The sequence below is a fragment of the Burkholderia sp. AU45251 genome (assembly GCF_030482905.1).
GTDB lineage: Bacteria > Pseudomonadota > Gammaproteobacteria > Burkholderiales > Burkholderiaceae > Burkholderia > Burkholderia aenigmatica.
The window spans coordinates 497,457-517,206 of the sequence record NZ_JAUJQH010000001.1; the positions used below are offsets into that span (position 1 = coordinate 497,457).

Genomic DNA, 19,750 nt, shown 5'->3' on the forward strand with positions numbered 1-19,750 from the left:
GCAGCCACGACGCCCTCTCGTTCATTCATCCCGCGATCCGTGCATCCTGCACGACGACTCGCGATGTCGGGCGCGACCTGCTCGCCCGGTCGACGGTCATGCCGTCATTGCTCGACGATGCCCAGCAACAGCAACGTCAGCGAACTCAGTTGCGCCAGTAGCGACGCCGGTTGCGCGGCACGCAGGCCGTCGGCCAGCAAGCGCAGCAGGCGGCCCGCGTGAGCGAGGCCGGCCCGCTCCAGCCGCGTGGCCTGCGCCCGCGCACGCTCGACCGCGCCGCCGCCCTGATGGCGCATCCCCTGGCGCAGCCACTCGGCCAAGAGCGCCAGCGTGTCCTCCGCGAGCGCGACCAGCTCGGGCAACGGCGCGCGCCCGCCAGCCAGCGGCAGCGGTTGCGGCGCCGTCGCTTCGGTCTGCAGCACGACGGCGCGCTGTGCGGTCAGCACGGCCAGCGGCCGCATCACAGCCGTGCCCGCATGCAGGCGCACGGTGCCCGCCAGTGCGCGCAACGCGCCCCATTCGCCGGCCAGCGCACGCGCCAGTGCGTCGACGGCGCCAGGCGCCACGGCGCGATGCGGCAGCGCGAGGTGCAGCACATCGCCGCCGTCCACGCCGGTTGTCGCGGCTTCGCCGTGCGCAAGCCGGGCGTGAAGCACCTGCGCGGCCGCATCCCAGTGAACCGACCGCACGACCATCGGCTCGAACGCGACGACGTGCAGCGACCCGGCCGCGCCGGCCGCCGCCCCATTCGCCGCCTGTCTCGGCCGCACGAAATCGGGCAGCGCGTCACGCAGGTACGCCACGAGCGCCGCGATGCCCGGCTGGCGGATCGGCGCGGCCAGATCGTCCCAGGATTTCGGCGACAGCGGCAGCACGCCCGTCTGTCGTACGCCGGCCGCGATGTCGACCGCACCGTTCGCGCGCCGCTTCGCGGTTTTCGTGACGACCTGCCCGGCCGCGATCTGCCGCAGCGGAAAACCCGCGACACGGCGGCCGGCCAGATCCTGCGCCCGGCCGCCGGCCGCGACGTCGGCGGCACGCGGCCAGTTTCGCGTGAGCACCATCACGGTTTGCGTATCGGGATCGGCGAACAGCACGCTCGCCCCCTCTTCCGCTTCGTCGGCCCACAGCTCGACACCGAGCGACACCAGCCGCAGATGATCGAGTTCGACCTCGCCCTTCACGCCGATACCGAGCATCTGGCGGGCCGGTACCGCGGCACCGTCGGGCTGCGTCGCGGCGCCCATCGCCGCGCGCAGGCGCGCCCACAGTTCGGCCAGCACGCGCACGAGCCGCAGCGGCTCGAAACGGCTGCTGCGCGCATGCTGCGCGAGCACGAGCTGCCAGGCTTCGTCGAGCGCGTCGTCGACCCACTGCCAGCCGCGCTCGCGCAGACGGCCGCGCAACGACTCCACGCGCGCGGCCAGCGCGATCGGCGGCTGGCTCGAACCGTCCAGCCATAGGGCCTGCACCAGCCCGTCGAGGTCGGCGATCAACGCATGCGCCGCGTCGTCGCGCAGCGGTGAACGGTCGTCGTCGCTCTCCGCTTCATTGCCGGCCGGCGGGCGCACCTCGACGATCGTCTCCGTTGCGCCGTCGGCCGGTGTGCCGGCCTGGCGAAACGCCCAGACGGCCACCACGACATGCGCGCAGCCGCTACCCTGCCGGCAGTCGCAGCGCGCATGCGCGAGCGAGCGCCGCGAGAAGAACCGCACGGTGCACATCGGCAGGCGTGCAATCGGCGACGACTGCGCGTCGGACCACGGCTGCACGGCCACGACGGGACGCGCGACCGCGAGGCGCGCGGCCTGTTCGAGCACCGACGGCGCGAAACTCGCCGCCAGCGCGGCATCGTCGAAATCGGCCGGGCTCCATGCGCGATCCGCGGACGACGTGCCGTTCGTGTCGTTGTCCGGTGACGCATCGTCCGGGCCGTCGCGCGTTTCGCCGCGCGTTGCGTCATTCGGATCGCGGATCGATTCGTCGCGGGGATCGGCCTGCCCCGCCTTGCCGTCTCCGCCTGCATGTCCATCGCCCGACGCAGCCGCATCGGCCGCTTCGTTCGCCGGCGTACTCGCCTGATAAGCCAGCACCAGCATCACGCGATGCCGGCACATGCCGCTCGCGGTGCAGCTGCACGCCGCATCGCGCAAGGTCCGCCCCGGCGGCAGGCTGGTCCGCACACCGTCGTCGAACGACGCGTGCACCGTACCGTCGCCGTCGACGGTCAGCGCCGGCATCGCGCCGGCCGCGACATCCTTCTGTGCGCGCTTGACGAACCCGGCGTTGGCGAGCGCGGTCAGCGCCTCCGGCGTCAGTTCGAGCAGGTCGTCACGCATCGGCGCACTCATCCCTGCACCTTCTCGGCGAGCCACGCGGCCAGTTGCCCGGGCGTCATCGCACCGACTTGCGCGCCGGCGTTCACGAGCCGCGCGGCCATCTCGCGGTCGTACGCGGGCTCGGCCGCCGAATCGAGCGCGGCCAGCCCGAGCACGCGCGCGCCGCTCTCGGCCAGCGCCTTCACGCGGCGCACGAGTTCGTAGTCGCTGCTGCCTTCGTAGAAATCGCTGACGAGCACGACCACCGTGCGCGCGGGATTCGCGACACAGGATTGCGCATACGCGACGGCCTTCGCGATGTCCGTGCCGCCGCCGAGCTGTACCTTCATCAGCAGCTCGACCGGGTCGGACACGTCGGCGGTCAGGTCGACCACGGATGTATCGAAGGCCACGAGCCGCGTGCGCATGCCCGGCAATTGCCACAGACACGCGGCCATCACCGCGCTGTGGATCACCGAGTTGACCATCGACCCGCTCTGGTCGACGAGCAGCACGATGTCCCACGGCTCGACCTGGCGACGCGTGCGGCTGTTGAAAACCGGCGTGTCGAGATACAGCTTGCGCCGTTCGGGATGCCAGTGGCGCAGGTTCGCGGCCAGCGTGCGCGTGTAGTCGAAATTGCGCGCGATCTTCACCCGCGAGCGCCGGCGCCGGTCGCGCGTGCCGCTGAAGGCCTGCCGCACCTCGGTCGCCAGCCGCTCCATGATGCGCCGGACGACTTCGGCCACCAGCCGCCGCGCGGCCGCCAGCACCTCGGGATTCATCAGGTGCTTGGTGTGCAGCACGGCGCGCAGCAGCGATTCGGACGGCTCGATCCGCTCCAGCACGTCGAGGTTCGTGACGACTTCGTCGATACCGAAGCGCTCGACCGCATCGCGTTCGAGCCGGTCGATCACCTCTTTCGGAAACAGCGTGTGGATCGTGTTGATCCAGTCCGGCGTGCTCAGCGCGGACGGCCCAAGGTTGGCACCGCGCTCACCACGCTGCGCGCGGTCGCCGTCGCGACCGTACAGCCATTCGAGTGCCGCATCGGCGGCCTGCGCATCGGCACCGGGCGTGCCGCACGCGGCTTCGGCCGGTTCGCCGAGCAGCAGCCGCCAGCGTTCGAGCGGACCGGGAATGTTCAGCGGCATGGCAGGACTCGTGGAAACCGCGCCGCGTGGTGCCGTGACGGCGCGGCCTCGGGGTGAAGGAAGGAGAAGCCGGGCGCGCGGCGGCCCGTCGATCGGCGCGTCACGATGCCTCCGGATCGGGCGTCAGCCCCCAGCGCCGCAAGCGGCCCAGCACCTGCGCCTCGATGCGTGCCGCGTGCGCGGCCGCCTCGGGCGATGCCTCTTCCGCGTGCCGCTCGGTCAGCACGCGTCGCGACAGGTGGGTCGCCTGGTGCAGCGCGAGCACCTGATCGGCAAGCCGCCCGCGCTCCTGCGGCGGCAACCATGCGAACGCACCGCGCAGCCCCGGCAGCGCAAGCACGAAATCGGCGTCGTCGAGTGCGCGCACGGTCGCATCCATGCCCGCGACGAACGCGGGCGCGCTCGCCAGCGTCTCGCGCGCCAGCGCCAGCAATCCGCCGAGCGCATCGCCGAGCGCGGCGGCCGGCATCGCCTGCAGCAATGCCATCGCATCGTCGATGCCGGCGACGGGTTGACCGTCGTCGGCGCAGGCATGCGCGGCGAGATCAAGCAACGCCCCGAGCGCCGCGCCGCGACTCGCGGGTGCCGCCGCGGTATCGGCCGCCTTGCGCCGCCAGACGGCCAGCGCGCGCAACGGCTCGATCGCGAGCGGCGTGTGAGCGACACCCTCGGCGCCGGCCAGCACGTCGGCCACGATCCGGCGCAGCGCGACGTGCCCCTGCACATGAGCATCGAGATCGCCCGGCGCCAGCGCGGCGGCCGGTTCGAGCAACCACAGCGCGCGATCGAAACCGGCCTCGACGACGATCCGCAACACCGGCGCATCGTGCATGCCGAGCAGATGGCCGTGACGCAGCAACGTATGCAGATTCCCGAGCGCCGGTGCGAGCGATTCGAAGCGCTGCTCGCGCGCGACGGCGTCGTGCAGCGTGTCCAGCAAGCTGTCGCTCAGTGCCGCCAGCCCGGCCCACGCGGCGCGGTTCAGCCCGTCCGCGAGCGGCGCGATGCAGCCGCCCGCCTCACGCAATTCATCCTCGAGCCGCGCGCGCGCCGCGTCGGCCAGCGTCGCGCCCCACGCGCCGGCTTCGATCAGCGCGGCCTGTTGCTCGAGCGGCTCGCCGAGCTGCCAGACCTCGTCGCGCTCGCCCGACATCGCAAGCTGCGCGCCCTGGCAGCGCACGATGCCGGGCACCCGCAGCAGCGCCAACCGGTGCAGCACGCGGCTGCGCGCACGACCTTCATTAGTCAGCAGATCGAGCGTCAGCGTGCCGCGCAGCACGATGCCGAGCGTGGCCAGCTCGTCGCGCACCGCGGCGACGAGCGGCGGTTGCGGCGTGCCGGGCGCAAGCTCGCCCGCGACGTCGCCGGCCAGCGCCGCCATCGCCTCGACCAGCACCGGATCGGTGCCGGCCCTCAACGGTCCGCGATAGGTCCACGGCAGCGGCGCGTCGAGCGCGTCCTTGACCAGCGCGCCGGCCAGCGCGTCGAGCCAGTCGCAGCGCAGCGGCCGCGCGTGCCCGCGCAGGCGTGCCAGCCCTTCGGCCCGCACGTGCACGGCAATCAGGTCGGCCGTCGATACCGGCAGCTTGCGCGCGCGCAGCCGCTGCATCACGTTCTCGAGCACACGCCGCGCGGCCTCTTCCGCGCCGTACGCCCAGACCCACTGGTAATAGGCCGGCGAAGGCATGCCCGACGCGTAGCCCGCGAATGCGTCGAGGCGTTTGAACGTGTACGGCACGAGATAGGAACCGTATCGGACGCTGCGCGCGGCCCCGTCGGCGGTATTCGCATCCGTCCCGGGCCCGCAGGCGTCGTCCGCCTGTCCGTCGAGCACGGTGCAGGTGCCGCCGTCGAGCGCGCCGGGTTCGGGCGTATCGGGCAACGCGGCCGGCAGCGTGCGCCAGAGTCGTGCCAGCGCCGGCGCGTGATAGCCGCCGCAGACCACCAGCACGTCGTCCGCCCGCCCGCCGGCTTCGGCGACGGCCCACGCGATCCAGCGCGCCATCATCCGTTCGCGTGCCTGGTTGCCGAGCGAGCCCGGATCGGCGTCGCGCAGATGCGAGAAGTAGGTCGACAGGCGCTGCGCGAGCTCGCCCAGCGCGTCCGGCGTCTCGCCGACGCTCTCGAACAGGTGGTCCCAGAGCGCATCGCGCCCCTGCACGGCAAGCGTGTCCGCCAGCGCGCGCTCGTAGGCGTCGGCACGTGCCTCGTGTTCGGCGTCCGTGACATCGGCATAGCGGTTCTCCAACTGCGAGAACGCCGCGTGCCACGCGGGCAGGTCGATGAAGCGCACCGTCGCGCCGACTTCGCGGCCCGCCTGCAAGGCCTGCCATTCCGGCGAATGTTCGGCGAACGGGGTCCACGAGCCGTAATGCGCGGCATCGCCGGACAGATAGCTGTAGATCGCGATCGGCAGGCGGTGCGGGCGATACAGTTCGTCGAGCCGGCCGTTGAAGTCGGCCGGCCCTTCGATCAGCACGTAGCGCGGCCGCCGCGCACGGATGCGCTCGGCCACCAGCCGCGCGCAGGCGGGGCTGTGATGCCGGATGCCGACGATGTGCGGGTTGCTGGATGTCTCGGTCTGCATGCGGCGCCCGTCAGTCGACGTCGATGCATGCGGCGCCGACGATGGCGCCCGACCTGCCCTTGCCGCCGTGCATCCCGCACACGCCGTGTGCGTCGAACGCGTCGGGCGCAATCCGTCCCCGCCCCGGCATGCCGCCGTGATCGGTCGCATTCATGTCGCGCGTCACGGCAGACGGTGGCGTGCCGCGTAGTACGCGCGCCAGTGCGCCCCTTCGCGCCGCGCGGCTTTCTGTTCGAAGTAGCGGCGCAGCTTTGCGCGATCGTCGGCGTTGTCCTTGACGACGGTGCCGGCGATGCAGTCGACGAGATCCTGCGGCGATCCTTCGCGTTGCTCGAGGAACCATGCGCGCACCCCGACCGCATGCGCGACGTTCACCGCTTCGGCTGTCGACATCACCGCCGTCAACCGATCCATCGCGCCGTCGCTGCCTGTGCCGTCGCCGGTCCCGCCGCGCAGGTCGCGAAACGTGGTGACCAGCAATTCCAGCACCGGCTGCGGCACGGCCGCCGGAATGCCGCTGCCGGCCAGCAGCCGCGCGCTGGCTTCGCGCACGAGCGCGAGTTCGCTGTCGAAGTCGAGAATCGGAAACACGGTTTCGAAATCGAAGCGCCGCTTGAGCGCCGCGCTCATCTCGTTCACGCCGCGATCGCGCGTGTTCGCGGTCGCGATGATGTTGAAACCCTCGCGCGCATACAGCATCCCGTGTTCGCCATGCAGTTCGGGCACCGCCATCACGCGATCCGACAGCATGCCGAGCAGGCAGTCCTGCACCTCCAGCGGCGCGCGCGTGATTTCCTCGAAGCGCACGATCTTGCCGTCGTGCATGCCCTGGTACAGCGGCGCGGGCACGAGCGCGCGCGGGCTCGGTCCTTCGTTGATCAGCAACGCGTAGTTCCAGCCGTACTTGATCTGGTCTTCGGTGATGGATGCGCCGCCCTGGATCGTCAGCGTCGACGTGCCGCTGATCGCGGCCGCCAGCAGCTCGGACAGCATCGATTTCGCGGTACCCGGTTCGCCGACCAGCATCAGTCCGCGGCCGGTGGCGAGCGTGACGAGCATGCGCTCGATGCTTGCGATCGGCGCGACGATCTTCGGCGCAATGCCGAGCGAGCGATCGCCGGCAATGAATGCACGGGCGGCCGTCAGGCTCAGTTGCCAGCCCGGCGGACGGGGTTGGCCGCCATCCTGCGCCTTCAGCTCGGCGAGCTGATCGGCGTACAGGACTTCAGCGGGCGGACGCTGCAATGCATGCGGTTGAGACGGAGCCATGTCTGCTTCTTCTTGTCTTGTATTCGCGGTCGGGCTCGAATGCCCTCGGAGCGCGAATTATATCGCTGCGCGGCGACAAGATCCGTCAACATGCGTTTTGGCGATCCCGCGATTCGATCGCGGGCACCGGTTCGTGATGGAGCGGGTGCGATGAACACCGCAACAGGCTGCTCATCGCGCGTTCGACGCCGCTCGTTCGTCACCGAAGGCCAGCGGCATCTCGTGTCTCACATCGATGTCAACCCGCGATACCTGCCAGCCGACCGCGAATGATCTCCGTCGCCTCGTTCACGATGCGCTCGACGAGTTCCTTCACGGTCGGGATATCGCGGATCAACCCGACGACCAGGCCGCACGACCAGGCGCCCGCATCGAGCGCGCCCTCCTTCATGATGCGCGGATACACGCCGGCGACCTCTTCGACGATATCGTCGAACCGGATACTGGCGCCGAGCTTGCTTTCCTTGTCGAGGATGCGATCGACCGCGGCGTTGCGCAGCACGCGCTCGGTATTGCGCAACGGGCGCATGACCAGACGCGTGTCCAGTTCGGTCGCCGCGACCAGCGCCTGCTTCACGTTTTCGTGCACCGGCGCCTCGCGGGTGGCGATGAAGCGCGTCCCCATGTTGATGCCATCCGCGCCTAGCGAAAGTGCCGCAACCAGCGACCGGCCATCAGCTATGCCGCCGGAGGCCACGAACGGGATCTTGAGCTCGTCGGCCGCGCGCGGCAGCAGGATGAAGTTCGGAATGTCATCCTCGCCCGGATGGCCGCCGCATTCGAATCCATCGACGCTGACCGCATCGCAGCCGACAGCCTCCGCCTTGAGCGCATGACGAATCGACGTGCACTTGTGGATCACCTTGACATGCGCGTCCTTGAGCGCGGCCAGGTATGGCTGCGGGTTGTTGCCGGCCGTTTCGACGATCTTGACCCCGCCTTCGACGATGGCCCGGATATAGCCCGGATAGTCGGGGGACGTGACGGTCGGCAGGAACGTGAGGTTCACGCCGAACGGCTTGTCGGTCATCTCGCGGCAACGCCGGATTTCGGCAGCGAGATCCGCCGGCGATCGCTGGGTCAGGCCGGTAATGATGCCGAGGCCACCGGCATTGGAGACTGCCGCGGCCAGCTCCGCGTACCCGACGTGATGCATGCCGCCCTGGATGATTGGATAGTCGATGCCGAAGAGTTCGGTGATCCTGGTTTTCATGATGTTTTCGGTTCAGGTTGAGACGAAAGCGCCTTCGCATGCCGGAAACGCGACTGGCCCCCGGTAGATTTGGACAGTTTCCTCGCAGTTCGGATTGCAGTACATTGGCTAAACTGACACATTGAATGCGATATCCGACACGCCATGCCCCGCGCCGCCATCCTTGCGTATGACGATTGCTACGCCTCCAGCCTGGGCGGGTTCGCCGACATCCTCCAGATTGCGAACGCGCATTTGCGGCGACAGCGGGGCGATGGACATGCGCAGTTCGAATGGCGGTTCTTGTCTCCGACCGGGAAGCCGGTGATGGCGAGCAACGGGCTACAACTGAACACGGAGCCGATCCGGCCGCAAGAGAAGTTCGACCTGGTTTTCATTCCCAGCGCGCACTATGCGAGCGGCAAGGCGTTCGACCAGTTGCTGGCACGACAGTCTGCCGCATGCGACTGGCTGGTTTCGCAATGGAACGCGGGGGCCTACCTTGCGGCAAACTGCACCGGCACGTTCGTGCTGGCCAACACCGGTCTCCTGGACGGACGGCCTGCGACGACCACGTGGTGGCTGGCCGACCAGTTTCGCAGCCGGTTTCCCCGTGTCGACCTTCAACTGGAACCCGTCGTCACCGAAGCGGATCGACTGATCTGTGCCGGTGCGTCAGCGTCCTACCTGCTGCAGACCATCCATGTCATCGAGCGTTTCGCTGGGGCGATCATCGCGGCGCAGTGCGCCAAAACGATGCTGATCGACGTGAGCCAGACCAAGCAATCGCCGTACCTCCCGTTGCTGACGGACAAGACGCACGCCGATTCGCTGGTTCACCGCGCACAGCATTGGCTGCAGAAGAACATGGCGAAGGACGTGAAGATGTCGGCGATGGCGCATGATCTCGGCGTGAGCGAGCGCACGATCATCCGCCGATTCCAGGCCGCGTTGAATCAGCCGCCCTTGCGGTATTTGCAGAGCCTGCGCATCGAAGCCGCGCGCGGTTTGCTGGAGACCGGCGATCTCAGCCTCGAGCGGATCACGGCCCAGGTGGGATACAGCGATACGAGCTCTTTCTGCCGGCTGTTCAAGGAGAAGGTCGGTCTCAGCCCGGGTGCGTATCGTGATCGCTTTCGACCCGCTGCGGAATCACAACAATGACCGATCGGCGGATTGCGGATGACAGTCCACCGGTCAGCATCCGCTCGCCATCGCCGCCCTTCCCCCACCCACGCGATTCGTTTGTAGAATCGGCGTGTTCGCCGTTCATGACACGGTAAAAGGCATGATCGTCAGCCGCCGCCCCGGCGGCGCCCTGCGGCCCTTCATCGACTCGGTCTGGGCGGCGTACCCGCCGCCTCCGATCCGGAATGAACTGTGCCGCGGGCTATGCCGACCAGCCGCATTTCAACCGCGAGTTTCGCGCGTTCACGGGGCTGTCGCCGGAAGAGTACCGGTAACGCGCGAACGCGAACGGCTTTCACGTTCCGCTCTGACCCGATGTCAGGTACGGCGGCAAATCTTGTTCAAGACCGGGCCCGCGAGGCCCGACAGGATCGAGCGACACCCACCCCATCACCCGGAGGGCACCATGGCGATTCACGAAGTCTTTCCCTATTTGCGCGCCAAACACGCGGACGACGCCATCGCGTTCTATGCGAAGGCGTTCGGCGCGCAGGAGAAATTCCGCCTCGTCGAGCCGTCGGGACGCATCGGCCACGCGGAATTGCAGCTCGGGCCATGCACGCTGATGATCTCGGACGAGTTCCCCGAATACGATATCGTTGCCCTCGACCCGGATGCCAAAGCGCCGATGTCGCTTCACCTGCATGTCGACGACGCCGACGCGACGATCGCCGCCGCAGTCGCGGCCGGCGCGCAATTGACACGCGCGATCCAGGACCAGTTCTACAGCGAGCGTTCCGGCAAGATTCGCGACCCGTTCGGTTACGAATGGCTGATCGGGCATACGATCGAAGCGGTCGAACCCGATGAAATGCAGCGGCGTTATACGGCGCTACTGTCCGGCGACCAGCAGAAAACCTGAACGGCGCACCGCGTGCGCCGGTCGATCACTCCGACATTCGCGATGCACTATCACCCCGACGACATCCACCGGCTCTACCGGAGCGTGCCGACGCTGCTGCTGAACCGTCCCGCGCCGGCCGAACAATTCCTGGCCGCCGCCGTCGAGACCGGCACCGAACTCGGGCACGTGCTGCGCGACTACCCGCAGGTCCGCTATCAGCCGCTCGACTTCCACTACCTGTGCCAGCAAAGCCTGTCCGTGCTGGACGACGCGCTGCTGGCCGACCTCACGCGCGACATGAACCACGGATGGCGCGGCGCGCAATGGGCCGCGCTGTTGATCGCGTTATCGGGCGACGCGCGTCATCTGCCGCACCTCGACGAAGTCAGGGGCCACCGCGGCGTCGAGTGGACGGCAGAGCTCGCCGAAGCCGCGTCGGGCCCCGATGCACGATCGTCGGCATTCCGTGGCTGCCAGTCGATCGTGCGCCTGCGCGATCAGCTTGCCGCGTTGCCGCGCGTCGCGGTTCGGTTGCGGCCCTGGCTCTCGCCGGAAGCGCTCGAAGCCTGGGCGATCGCCGTCCGCGCCGCGTATCGCAGCGGTGGCGTCGAAGCCGCTCTGCCGGTTGCTCGCCGTTAGACTGCTCGCCGTCGATCGCTCGATCGACGATCACGCGATGGCCGCCTGAATCCCCCGACGTCGCGCTGGAACGCATCGCCAACCCGGCGCGCGCGTTCCACCGCACCGCACGCCCTCGTCTTCCGTCCCGCCGCGATTCCGAGCGATTTCGCAGAGGACCTTTCCTGTGCAACGCCTTAATCGACCGCCGCACGATCTCCAATAATGGCCGCTCGATCCGCCGGCCACCGGGCCGGAAAAACGATAAAAACTCCTATGCATTCCTACAAATTGACCAAGAACGCCAGCACGCGACTCGCGGGGACCGCCATTGCCGCCAGCCTGACCGCCTTCGCGCCGGGTGGCGCGCACGCACAGAGCAGCGTGACGCTGTACGGCCTGATCGATACGTCGATCACCTACGCGACGAACCAGCGCTCGCACGGCGCCGGCTCGCCGGGCAGCGGCACCGTCGCGATGACGAGCGGTGCGCTTAACGCGTCGCGCTGGGGGCTGCGCGGCCGCGAGGATCTCGGCGGCGGGACGGCCGCGGTCTTCACGCTCGAGAACGGTTTCTCGGGCACCACCGGCGCGCTGTCGCAGAAAGGCGTCGACATGTTCGGCCGCCAGGCTTGGATCGGCCTGAGTTCGAAGACGGCCGGCACGCTCACGTTCGGCCGCCAGTACGACCTGATCCTCGATTTCGTGACGCCGCTCGGCGCGTCCGGCCCCGGCTGGGGCGGCAACCTGGCAGTTCATCCGTACGACAACGACGATTCGAACCGCAACCTTCGCATCAATCACGCGGTGAAGTACACGAGCCCGACGTACCGGGGGCTGACGTTCGGTGCAATGTACGGGTTCTCGAACACGGCCGGCCAGTTCGCCAACAACGCGGCCTGGAGCGCGGGGGTGTCGTATGCGAACGGGCCGCTGAAGCTCGGCGCCGGCTACCTGAAAATCAGCCGCGACCGCAATGCGCCGAACCCGAATGGCGCACTCAGCACAGTCGACGGCTCGGCGACGATCACGGGTGGCAACCAGCAGATCTGGGCCGCCGCCGGCCGTTATGCGTTCGGGCCGCATTCGGTCGGCGCCGCGTGGTCGCATTCGACCACCGATGGCGTGACGGGTGTCCTCCAGGGCGGCGGCATCGCACCGCTGAAGGGTGAATCGCTGGTGTTCGACAACTTCACGGTCGACGGACATTTCTTCGTCACGCGTGCGTTGAGCCTCTCGGCCGCGTACACGTACACGATGGGCCGCTTCGACACGCGCACCGGCCAGACGCGCCCGAAATGGAACCAGGTCGTCGCGCAAGCCGACTATGCGCTGTCGAAGCGCACGGATGCGTATCTCGAAGGCGTCTACCAGAGCGTGAGCGGCGGCAACGGCAATCCCGCATTCAACGCGACCGTCTGGACGCTGACGCCGTCGGCGAACAGCAACCAGGTCGTCGTCGCACTGGGGCTGCGGCACAAGTTCTGACGACGCGGCGCGGCGCAACGCCGCTACGCCAACCGCGTAAGGCATGCGTTCCGGCACTGCCCGATCGTCATGCCCCTGAGCCGAAAAGGCCGCGCCCGTGCGCGGCCTTTTCGCTGTGGCATCGCCCCGCACGAAGGCAAGAATGCCGCCCGGTCTGTCGCGTCGGCGCAAAAAAATGCGGAGAAACTGGTCACGCTGTGACATTTTTCCTAATCTGTTTGCAGCGGCGCCGAGATTTGGCGTTCCGGTCGCGACACTCTTTCATATGGCGCACCACCGGCTTACGAACACGATTCACGTCGTGGGTGCCGGACCTTTCGCGCTGTCGAGGCCGGATACGGACGTGCCGATCGCACGCCCCACGCGTTCAACGCAGTCAACCGCAGGAGACGAACGATGAGCAAAACGAACCGAATTGCGGTCCTGGCAACCGTCGTACTGCTGGCCGGTTGCCACCACGCGGCCAAGACGCCCGAGAATGCCGGCATGGCGCCGACGCCCTCGAGCGAAGCCGTCGCAACGGTGACGGCCGACGAGCTCAATAATCCGAACAGCCCGCTCGCGAAGCGCAGCATCTACTTCGATTTCGACCAGTACTCCGTCAAGCCCGAATACCAGTCGCTGCTGCAGGCGCATGCCGACTACCTGCGCAGCCATCCGGCGCGGCACGTGCTGATCCAGGGCAACACTGACGAACGCGGCACGTCCGAATACAACCTCGCGCTCGGCCAACGCCGGTCGCAGGCCGTGATGAGCGGGCTCGAAACGCTCGGCGTGCCGGCCACGCAACTCGAGGCGGTCAGCCTCGGCAAGGAAAAGCCGGTCGCGCTCGGCCACGACGAGGATTCCTGGGCACAGAACCGCCGCGCCGATCTCGTCTATCGTTGATCGTGGGCCACCGCGACGGTGGCACCCGCTTCACGAACAGCATGGCAGCCCGCAGGCCGCAGAAGCGGCCGCGCGGCGCATGCACGCCACCGACGATGCCGCGGTGCTTCTCGTTCAATGCCGGCGTTCGAGCCGGCGATGCAGCCAGTGCGACATCACGGCCGATGCCACGATCGCATTGAGCGTGGCGGCCGCTGTGAAGGTGTCGAACTTGTCGGTCTTCGCCAGGCCATTCACGATTTCGACGAAGCCGAGCGCCGCGCCAGCACCGACGACCATCCCCAGCAGCACGAACCAGCGCCGCTGGATTCGCGTGCCGATCGCGCCCATGATGCCGCCCGCCACGGCTGCCGGCAGGAAAAAGCCAAGCAGGAACGATCCGAAGAAGATGATCGGCACCATGCCGGCGCTGACATTCAGTCGCTCCCACGACGGGCCGTCGAGCAACGACCACATGATCAGCGTCACCGCCGGCCAGACGAGCGATGTGACCAGCGGGCCGCCGACGGCAAATGACACGCAGCCGAGCAGGACGGAATGGGACGGACGCGACGTCGGACGCTCAACGGTGGCACTCATGTTTTTGTAGTCGGAATCGGAATGACGGCGTGCCGCAGTGTACCAAGGCGCCGCGCGACGGCTCCGATCCGGCCCCTTCGCGTTCGACGATCCACAAAAAGCATGGAATAAACGGCCCGCCCGAAACGTTTCGTGTTTCGTCAGCGCGCAGACGTGCGGTTCACGCGAACCGGCCTTTCCCGCGGCCTGCGCGTGGCAAGGAGGCGGACATGAAATCGGCAACGTTGGCCGCGGCGCTGATCGCCGCGCTGGTGCTCGTCCTGTCGGCGGGATGCATGTCGTCGGGGAGTGGCCCTGCGCAGGGACCGGGCATGAGCCGGTATGGCGGTGGCGGCGCGGGAGGCAGCGGAGGGGGGGGCGGAGGGGGCGGCGGCTACTGAAGAACCGCCGCAAGAAATCGGGCGACGCGTCGCGCGCGAGCACCGGAAACCGGCTGAATCGCGCGCGACGCCCTGCCCGGCGGCACGACTTAACGCATGGCCTTCACGTCGGCCGGCGTGACGCTCGCGGGCTGGCCGCCCCACGTCGCACGCAGGTAGTTCGCGAGCTGCGCGAGTTCGTCGTCGCTCAGCGTGTGCGCGAAACCGGGCATCGGCTGCAGGTTCTCGAACCCGGCAAACTTCTGCTCGCCGATGCCGTCGAGCATCGCGACCAGCAGATTGCGGGAATCGCCCTGGCGCACCGTCGAATTGCCGTTCATCGGCACCGCCACGTGCGGCTTGCCTTCGCCGTTGAAGCCGTGACAGCCCGCGCAGACCGCGAGATACACCGAGCGGCCGGCGGCGAGTTGCGCGGCGTCGGCCGACACCGGCTTCACCGGTTGCGGCGCGGGCGGCGTATCGCCCAGCAGGTACACGGACAGCGCGCGCAGGTCGTCCTTCGCCATGTACTGCGTGCTCAGGTGCACGACCGGGTACATCTCGCCGAATGCCGACCCTTGCGGTGCGATGCCGACGCCGAAGAACGTCTGCAGGTCGGCCCCCGTCCAGCCGCGCGCGGCCAGGCCGGCCGGCGTGATGTCGGGTGCCGCCACACGGCCGAGCGCCGCGCCCGCGAACGGCTTCGCGCTGTCGAGCTGGCCCGTGAACGCGCGCGGCGTATGGCATTCCGCGCAGTGGCCGAGCGCGCCCGCCAGATAGCGGCCGCGCTGCCAGTCGGCGGACTGGCCGGTCGATGCATCGGGCAGGCTGTCCTTCAGGAACACCATGTCCCAGAAGACCATCCCGAAACGCAGGTTGTACGGGAACTTCAGCTCGTGTTCGCGGTTTTCCTGCGCGACCGGCTTGACGGTCTTCAGGTACGCGTACATCGCGTCGGAATCGGCGCGCGTGAGCTGCCGGTACGACGTATACGGCATCGACGGATAGAGGCGCTTGCCCGGCGCCTTGCCGTCGTGCAGCGCGGCGTAGAAGTCGTCCGCGCTCCAGCTGCCGATCCCGTGATCCTTGTCGGGCGTGATGTTCGAGCCGTAGAACGTGCCGAACGGCGATTCGAGCGGCGCGCCGCCGGCGAACGGCGCGCCGTCCTTGGCGGTGTGGCACGCCGCGCAGTCGGCGGCCTTGACGAGATAGCGGCCGCGCGCGACCTGGTCGGCGCCGGGCGCGCCGGAAGCGGCGTTCGAGGCCGGCGCGTCGCGGCCGCCACACGCAGCGAGCAGCAGCGCGCAGGCCGCGGCGAGTGCGGGCAGGCCCGCAGCCCGCGCGACACGGTGAGCGTAGGTGCGTTTCATGCGGCGTCCTTCACGAGTCCCGGCGTCGTCAGCACCACGTCCTTGACGGCTTCGTAGTAGCGGACATAGCCCGTGCAGCGGCAGATGTGCGCGTCGAGCGATTCGGTGATCGTGCGTTCGACGTCGGCCTTCGCGATCGGCTCGCGCTTCAGGCGTTCGATCAGCACGGTCGCCGCGTTGACGAAGCCCGGCGTGCAGTAGCCGCACTGGAAGCTGAAGTGCTCGAGGAACTTCTGCTGGATCGGCGACAGCTCGACCACTTCGCCGGCTTCGTTGCGCTTCGCGTGGCCTTCGATCGTGCGGATCGAGCGGCCGTGGAAGAAGTGCGCGCCGGTAATGCACGTGCGCATTTCCTCGCTCGTGCCGTCCGGCTTGTCGACGATCACGACGCACGCGTGGCAGATCCCCTGCCCGCAGCCAAGCCGCGAACCGGTGAGGCCCGCGTACTCGTGCAGGAACTCGATCATCATCAGCCCTTCCGGCACCTGCATCGGGCCGACGGACTTGCCGTTGATGTTGATCGACAGCGGTTTCGACTGGAACCGGACGAGCGGACGCTCGACGGCAGCCGGTGCAGATGCCGCAGCCGGCACTGCCGGGGCCGAGGCCGGTGCGGCCGAAGCCGCGCTCGGCGCGGAAGCGCCGGTCGCAGCGGCGCTGGCGCTCGCGGCCGAAGCCGCGGTTTGGGCGGTCGTCATGCGAGCACCTCCTGAATCTTTTGCGGGGTCACCGGCAGGTCGGTGAAACGATGGCCGATCGCGTGCGCGATGCCGTTCACGATCGCGCCGACGACGGGGATCATCACCACTTCGGCGACGCCCTTCGGCGGATCGGTCTCGGACAGCGGCGGCAGCACGTCGCCCGTCTGCGTCCACACGGCGACGTCGGACGCGCGCGGTAGCTGGTAACGGTTGAAGTTCCACGTACCGTTGCCAGGGCCGTCTTCATACAGCGGCAGGTACTCGTGCAGCGCGTGGCCGATCCCCATCGCGAGACCGCCCTGCAACTGGCCGGACACGAGCTGCGGCGAAATCTGGTTGCCGCATTCCATGACCGAGTGATGCGTGAGCAGCTCGACCTTGCCGGTCGCTTCGTGCACGGCCAGCTCGACGAGCGTGCCGACTGCCGTGTAGTACGTGACAGCCGCGTTGTTGCGGCTCGTCGGCGGGATGAACACGCGCTTGCGGTCCAGCACGCGATAGCCGTTCGCGGTCGGCGCCAGCGTGCCGCGCATCGCGGTCGCGCCGGCCGGCGCGGCGGTGCCGGGCACCGGGCCGTTGTCGCCCGTCTTCGGCGCGCCGACGCGCAGCGACAGCCCGTCGATCGGCAAGCGCTCGACCGTGCCGCCGACTTCGAACTCGGCGTCGGTCCACTGCCAGCGGTTGAACACGTGCACGACGGCGCCGGTCGGCAGGCCGAGCGCATAGGCCTGCTTCGCGAGCTGTTCGAAGCTCAACGGCTCGAGTCCGTCGGCGGTCAGCTTGCCGTCGACCCAGCGCGCGTCTTCGATGCGGATCGTGTACGGCGCGGCCTGGCCGCCGCCGAGGCCGCGCGTCCAGATCGACATCGCCGCCGGCCACAGGCCGTAGCGGAACACCGCGCGCGCGGCTTCGCGCGTGCTGTGCGTAAAGTAGTACGCGGAGTTCGTCGCGCTCGACGGCGACGCATAGCTCGGCGACCAGCGCGGGTTCGCGCTCAGGCGATCCTGGTCGGCCTGCGACATGATGTACGGATCGCCGCTGGTCTCGACCGGCAGGTCCGGCCATTCGGTCACGGCCACGCGCACTTCGGTTGCCGGACGACCCAGCCATTTCGCAACCGCGACGGCCTGCGACGTCGACATCCCGGTGCCGATCTCGGCTGCCGTGTGCTGCAGCGACACCTTGCCGTTCTCGTCGAATTCGACCTTCGCGAACGACGCTTCCGCGCCCGTGCCGAAGTCCTTCTGCACGCACGCGAAGCCGACTCCGTAGCGCTTGCCCGGATTCGCGGCCTCGTATTCAGCCTTGCGCGCGACGCGACGCGTCCACAGCGGATGCTGCTTCGAGCGCTCGAGCACCTCGTCGACGCGCAGCGCGCCGGCGGGAATCGCTCCTTGCGTGTTCTTCATCCCCGAGCGCAGCGCGTTGCGCAGGCGGAAATCGATCGGGTCGATGTTCAGTTGCGCGGCGATCTCGTCGACCGCCATCTCGGTCGCGGCCATGCTCTGCAGCGTGCCGTAGCCGCGCGCGGAGCCGGCATCGATCGCGCGCGACGCGATCGCCACCGCGGCCAGGTCGCTCTTCGGGAAGTAGTAGATCGATTGCGCGGCCGTTGCGCCGACCATCGCGACCGAAGGCGAGAAGTTCGAGCGCCCGCCGCCGTTCGCCTCGAAGTCGCCCTTGAACGACTGCAGCAGGCCCGTGTTGCGGTCCACCGCGATCCGGTAGTGCATCTTGAACGCGTGACGCTTCAGCGACGTCTGGAACTGCTCGTAGCGGTCGTTCGCGAAACGCACCGGGCGGCCGTCCGCGTACAGCGCGCAGACGAGGCCGTAGAACGGCACGTTGAAGTGATCCTTGGAGCCGTAGCCGACCGTGTAGCACGGATGCACGAACAGCTTCTTCACCGGCATGCGGCACTTCGCGACCATCTCGGCCGCGTGCTCCGCCACTTCCAGCGGCGACTGGGTCGGCACGACGAGGTGCAGCGACTGCGTCGTGGTGTCGTACCAGCAGTTCGCGTTGTCCGGTTCGAGCGCGGACGTGTCGACCGACTGCGTGTTGTACTCGCGGTCGAACACGAGCCAGTCGGCCGACGGATGGTCGAGCTCGCTGGCGATCTGCCCGGCCAGGAACATGCCCTGCTCGTCGAGCTTGCCGTGCTCCTTGCCGTCCGGCCACACCGGCAGGTGCTTGCGCATCATGCTCGGAAAGATCGGTGCGTCCTTCAGGCTCGAATAGACGTCGTCGTCGTAGGCCGTCTTGCCACCCACCCGCACATAGCGGAAGGTGCCCCACGGGTCGCGCTCGAGCGGACCCGTGACCGCGCCGTAGCGGATCACGTCGTCGCGGAACTTGAGCGCGTTCTTCGCGAAGCGGAAGCGCGCGAAGTCGTGGTAGATGAGGATCGCGACCGCATGGCCGAGATACGCGGGCGTCTTGCCGGCCGGCAACAACATGTCGTCGCCGTAGAACGCCGGGAACGCGACGCCGTCGCGCGCGAGATCGTCGGCCGTGACCACGCGGTCCGGCTTCAGGTCGTCGCCGAGCAACGAAAGGTCGAAGCCTTCGTAGGTGCGGTCGGCCTGCGTGACGCGCAGGATCAGCGCATGCGACTGCTGCTGCGGCCAGTGCGGCATGTCGGCTGCGCGCACGTCACGGGCGAACACTTTCGAGCCCGTGACCTTCGCGATGCCGTCGATGCGGAATTGGGGGATGCCGGTGACGCTATCCCATTTGACGGGGGTGAGGAGTTTTTCTTCGAAGAGCGCCGCGAACGCGCGGCTGCCCAGGGGCGCGACATACACTGCGACGCCCGCCAGCACGCTGGCTTTCAGAAAACCCCGCCGTGACAGGCCGTGGTTTTTCATTGGGGGGAACCTCCTGATGCGGCTCGGACGGCGATCGGGTGTCGCGACGTTCGGAGCGGCGCGCATTCTGGCATTGTTTTAGATATATCGCCTATAGTATTTCTCGCATGAAATACTTATCGAATTTCTTATAACGGTATTCAGCCGGGCTGCGGCAGCCGGTCGCGGGTGGCGATTCGTCCCCGTCGCGTGATCGTTTGCAGCGGTTTCGATCGGATCGACCGCATCCGGCGGACCCGCGCCGCCTGCAAGGCAACCGGTCTCCCGTCGGTCGCCGAACCGCATTCCGTTCGCAACGATGCTGCCGTGGCGTAGGTGAATGCGC

The 19,750-nt window shown here is 68.3% G+C and carries 15 protein-coding genes; 5 read left to right on the top strand and 10 right to left on the bottom strand.

Translation table 11 applies throughout. The annotated features are described in order from the left end of the window. Nucleotides 1-104: 104 nt before the first annotated feature. The 6 genes from QZM67_RS02165 to QZM67_RS02190 form a co-directional block, all read right to left on the bottom strand. Nucleotides 105-2,351: an SWIM zinc finger family protein gene (locus QZM67_RS02165; RefSeq protein WP_301800482.1), complete on the bottom strand. Its 2,247-nt coding sequence runs from the start codon at nucleotides 2,349-2,351 to the stop codon at nucleotides 105-107. Beyond that, nucleotides 2,348-3,472, bottom strand: coding sequence for a VWA domain-containing protein (locus QZM67_RS02170; protein ID WP_301800483.1), 1,125 nt, complete (start codon nucleotides 3,470-3,472; stop codon nucleotides 2,348-2,350). Before QZM67_RS02170 ends, QZM67_RS02165 begins: the two co-directional genes overlap by 4 nt. 100 nt (nucleotides 3,473-3,572) lie before the next feature. Then, nucleotides 3,573-6,059: a DUF5682 family protein gene (locus QZM67_RS02175; RefSeq protein ID WP_301800485.1), complete on the bottom strand. Its 2,487-nt coding sequence runs from the start codon at nucleotides 6,057-6,059 to the stop codon at nucleotides 3,573-3,575. A gap of 10 nt (nucleotides 6,060-6,069) precedes the next feature. After that, nucleotides 6,070-6,213, bottom strand: a complete 144-nt coding sequence (locus QZM67_RS02180; protein ID WP_301800487.1) for a hypothetical protein — start codon at nucleotides 6,211-6,213, stop codon at nucleotides 6,070-6,072. Between the two features lie 8 nt (nucleotides 6,214-6,221). Next, entirely contained in the window at nucleotides 6,222-7,328 is a 1,107-nt protein-coding gene (locus QZM67_RS02185; RefSeq protein ID WP_175024523.1) for an AAA family ATPase, read from the bottom strand. 238 nt (nucleotides 7,329-7,566) lie between these two features. Next, a complete protein-coding gene (locus QZM67_RS02190) occupies nucleotides 7,567-8,541 on the bottom strand; it encodes a nitronate monooxygenase family protein (protein WP_301800491.1) in 975 nt (324 codons plus the stop codon). A 144-nt stretch (nucleotides 8,542-8,685) separates the two neighbouring features. Here QZM67_RS02190 and QZM67_RS02195 point away from each other — a divergent pair, with 144 nt between their 5' ends. From QZM67_RS02195 to pal, 5 genes are all read left to right on the top strand, one after another. After that, a complete protein-coding gene (locus QZM67_RS02195; RefSeq protein ID WP_301800493.1) occupies nucleotides 8,686-9,684 on the top strand; it encodes a GlxA family transcriptional regulator in 999 nt (332 codons plus the stop codon). Nucleotides 9,685-10,114: 430 nt separating this feature from the next. After that, nucleotides 10,115-10,570, top strand: coding sequence for a VOC family protein (locus tag QZM67_RS02200; protein WP_301801396.1), 456 nt, complete (start codon nucleotides 10,115-10,117; stop codon nucleotides 10,568-10,570). Between the two features lie 42 nt (nucleotides 10,571-10,612). Beyond that, a complete protein-coding gene (locus tag QZM67_RS02205; protein ID WP_301800495.1) occupies nucleotides 10,613-11,191 on the top strand; it encodes a hypothetical protein in 579 nt (192 codons plus the stop codon). A gap of 255 nt (nucleotides 11,192-11,446) precedes the next feature. Beyond that, nucleotides 11,447-12,658, top strand: a complete 1,212-nt coding sequence (locus tag QZM67_RS02210) for a porin (RefSeq protein ID WP_301800497.1) — start codon at nucleotides 11,447-11,449, stop codon at nucleotides 12,656-12,658. 396 nt (nucleotides 12,659-13,054) lie between these two features. Continuing rightward, on the top strand, nucleotides 13,055-13,546 hold the full coding sequence (pal, locus tag QZM67_RS02215; RefSeq protein ID WP_043186780.1) for a peptidoglycan-associated lipoprotein Pal: 492 nt from the start codon (nucleotides 13,055-13,057) through the stop codon (nucleotides 13,544-13,546). Nucleotides 13,547-13,660: 114 nt separating this feature from the next. On the opposite strand, the gene QZM67_RS02220 is transcribed toward pal, so the two are convergent. From QZM67_RS02220 to QZM67_RS02235, 4 genes are all read right to left on the bottom strand, one after another. Further along, entirely contained in the window at nucleotides 13,661-14,125 is a 465-nt protein-coding gene (locus QZM67_RS02220) for a hypothetical protein (protein WP_301800498.1), read from the bottom strand. Between the two features lie 469 nt (nucleotides 14,126-14,594). Continuing rightward, nucleotides 14,595-15,854 (bottom strand): cytochrome c, encoded by a 1,260-nt coding sequence (locus QZM67_RS02225; RefSeq protein ID WP_301800499.1) that lies wholly within the window; start codon nucleotides 15,852-15,854, stop codon nucleotides 14,595-14,597. Beyond that, nucleotides 15,851-16,552, bottom strand: coding sequence for a (2Fe-2S)-binding protein (locus QZM67_RS02230; protein WP_089452929.1), 702 nt, complete (start codon nucleotides 16,550-16,552; stop codon nucleotides 15,851-15,853). Before QZM67_RS02230 ends, QZM67_RS02225 begins: the two co-directional genes overlap by 4 nt. Continuing rightward, nucleotides 16,549-19,425 (bottom strand): xanthine dehydrogenase family protein molybdopterin-binding subunit, encoded by a 2,877-nt coding sequence (locus QZM67_RS02235; RefSeq protein ID WP_301800500.1) that lies wholly within the window; start codon nucleotides 19,423-19,425, stop codon nucleotides 16,549-16,551. Before QZM67_RS02235 ends, QZM67_RS02230 begins: the two co-directional genes overlap by 4 nt. Nucleotides 19,426-19,750 lie beyond the last annotated feature (325 nt).

Bases quoted from the DNA above. Each gene is read 5' to 3' on its own strand.
- QZM67_RS02220 (WP_301800498.1), bottom strand. From the start codon at position 14,125: ATGAGTGCCACCGTTGAGCGTCCGACGTCGCGTCCGTCCCATTCCGTC.
- QZM67_RS02235 (WP_301800500.1), bottom strand. From the start codon at position 19,425: ATGAAAAACCACGGCCTGTCACGGCGGGGTTTTCTGAAAGCCAGCGTG.
- QZM67_RS02225 (WP_301800499.1), bottom strand. From the start codon at position 15,854: ATGAAACGCACCTACGCTCACCGTGTCGCGCGGGCTGCGGGCCTGCCC.
- QZM67_RS02165 (WP_301800482.1), bottom strand. From the start codon at position 2,351: ATGAGTGCGCCGATGCGTGACGACCTGCTCGAACTGACGCCGGAGGCG.
- QZM67_RS02185 (WP_175024523.1), bottom strand. From the start codon at position 7,328: ATGGCTCCGTCTCAACCGCATGCATTGCAGCGTCCGCCCGCTGAAGTC.
- QZM67_RS02180 (WP_301800487.1), bottom strand. From the start codon at position 6,213: ATGAATGCGACCGATCACGGCGGCATGCCGGGGCGGGGACGGATTGCG.
- QZM67_RS02170 (WP_301800483.1), bottom strand. From the start codon at position 3,472: ATGCCGCTGAACATTCCCGGTCCGCTCGAACGCTGGCGGCTGCTGCTC.
- QZM67_RS02200 (WP_301801396.1), top strand. From the start codon at position 10,115: ATGGCGATTCACGAAGTCTTTCCCTATTTGCGCGCCAAACACGCGGAC.
- QZM67_RS02230 (WP_089452929.1), bottom strand. From the start codon at position 16,552: ATGACGACCGCCCAAACCGCGGCTTCGGCCGCGAGCGCCAGCGCCGCT.
- QZM67_RS02195 (WP_301800493.1), top strand. From the start codon at position 8,686: ATGCCCCGCGCCGCCATCCTTGCGTATGACGATTGCTACGCCTCCAGC.
- pal (WP_043186780.1), top strand. From the start codon at position 13,055: ATGAGCAAAACGAACCGAATTGCGGTCCTGGCAACCGTCGTACTGCTG.
- QZM67_RS02175 (WP_301800485.1), bottom strand. From the start codon at position 6,059: ATGCAGACCGAGACATCCAGCAACCCGCACATCGTCGGCATCCGGCAT.
- QZM67_RS02190 (WP_301800491.1), bottom strand. From the start codon at position 8,541: ATGAAAACCAGGATCACCGAACTCTTCGGCATCGACTATCCAATCATC.
- QZM67_RS02210 (WP_301800497.1), top strand. From the start codon at position 11,447: ATGCATTCCTACAAATTGACCAAGAACGCCAGCACGCGACTCGCGGGG.
- QZM67_RS02205 (WP_301800495.1), top strand. From the start codon at position 10,613: ATGCACTATCACCCCGACGACATCCACCGGCTCTACCGGAGCGTGCCG.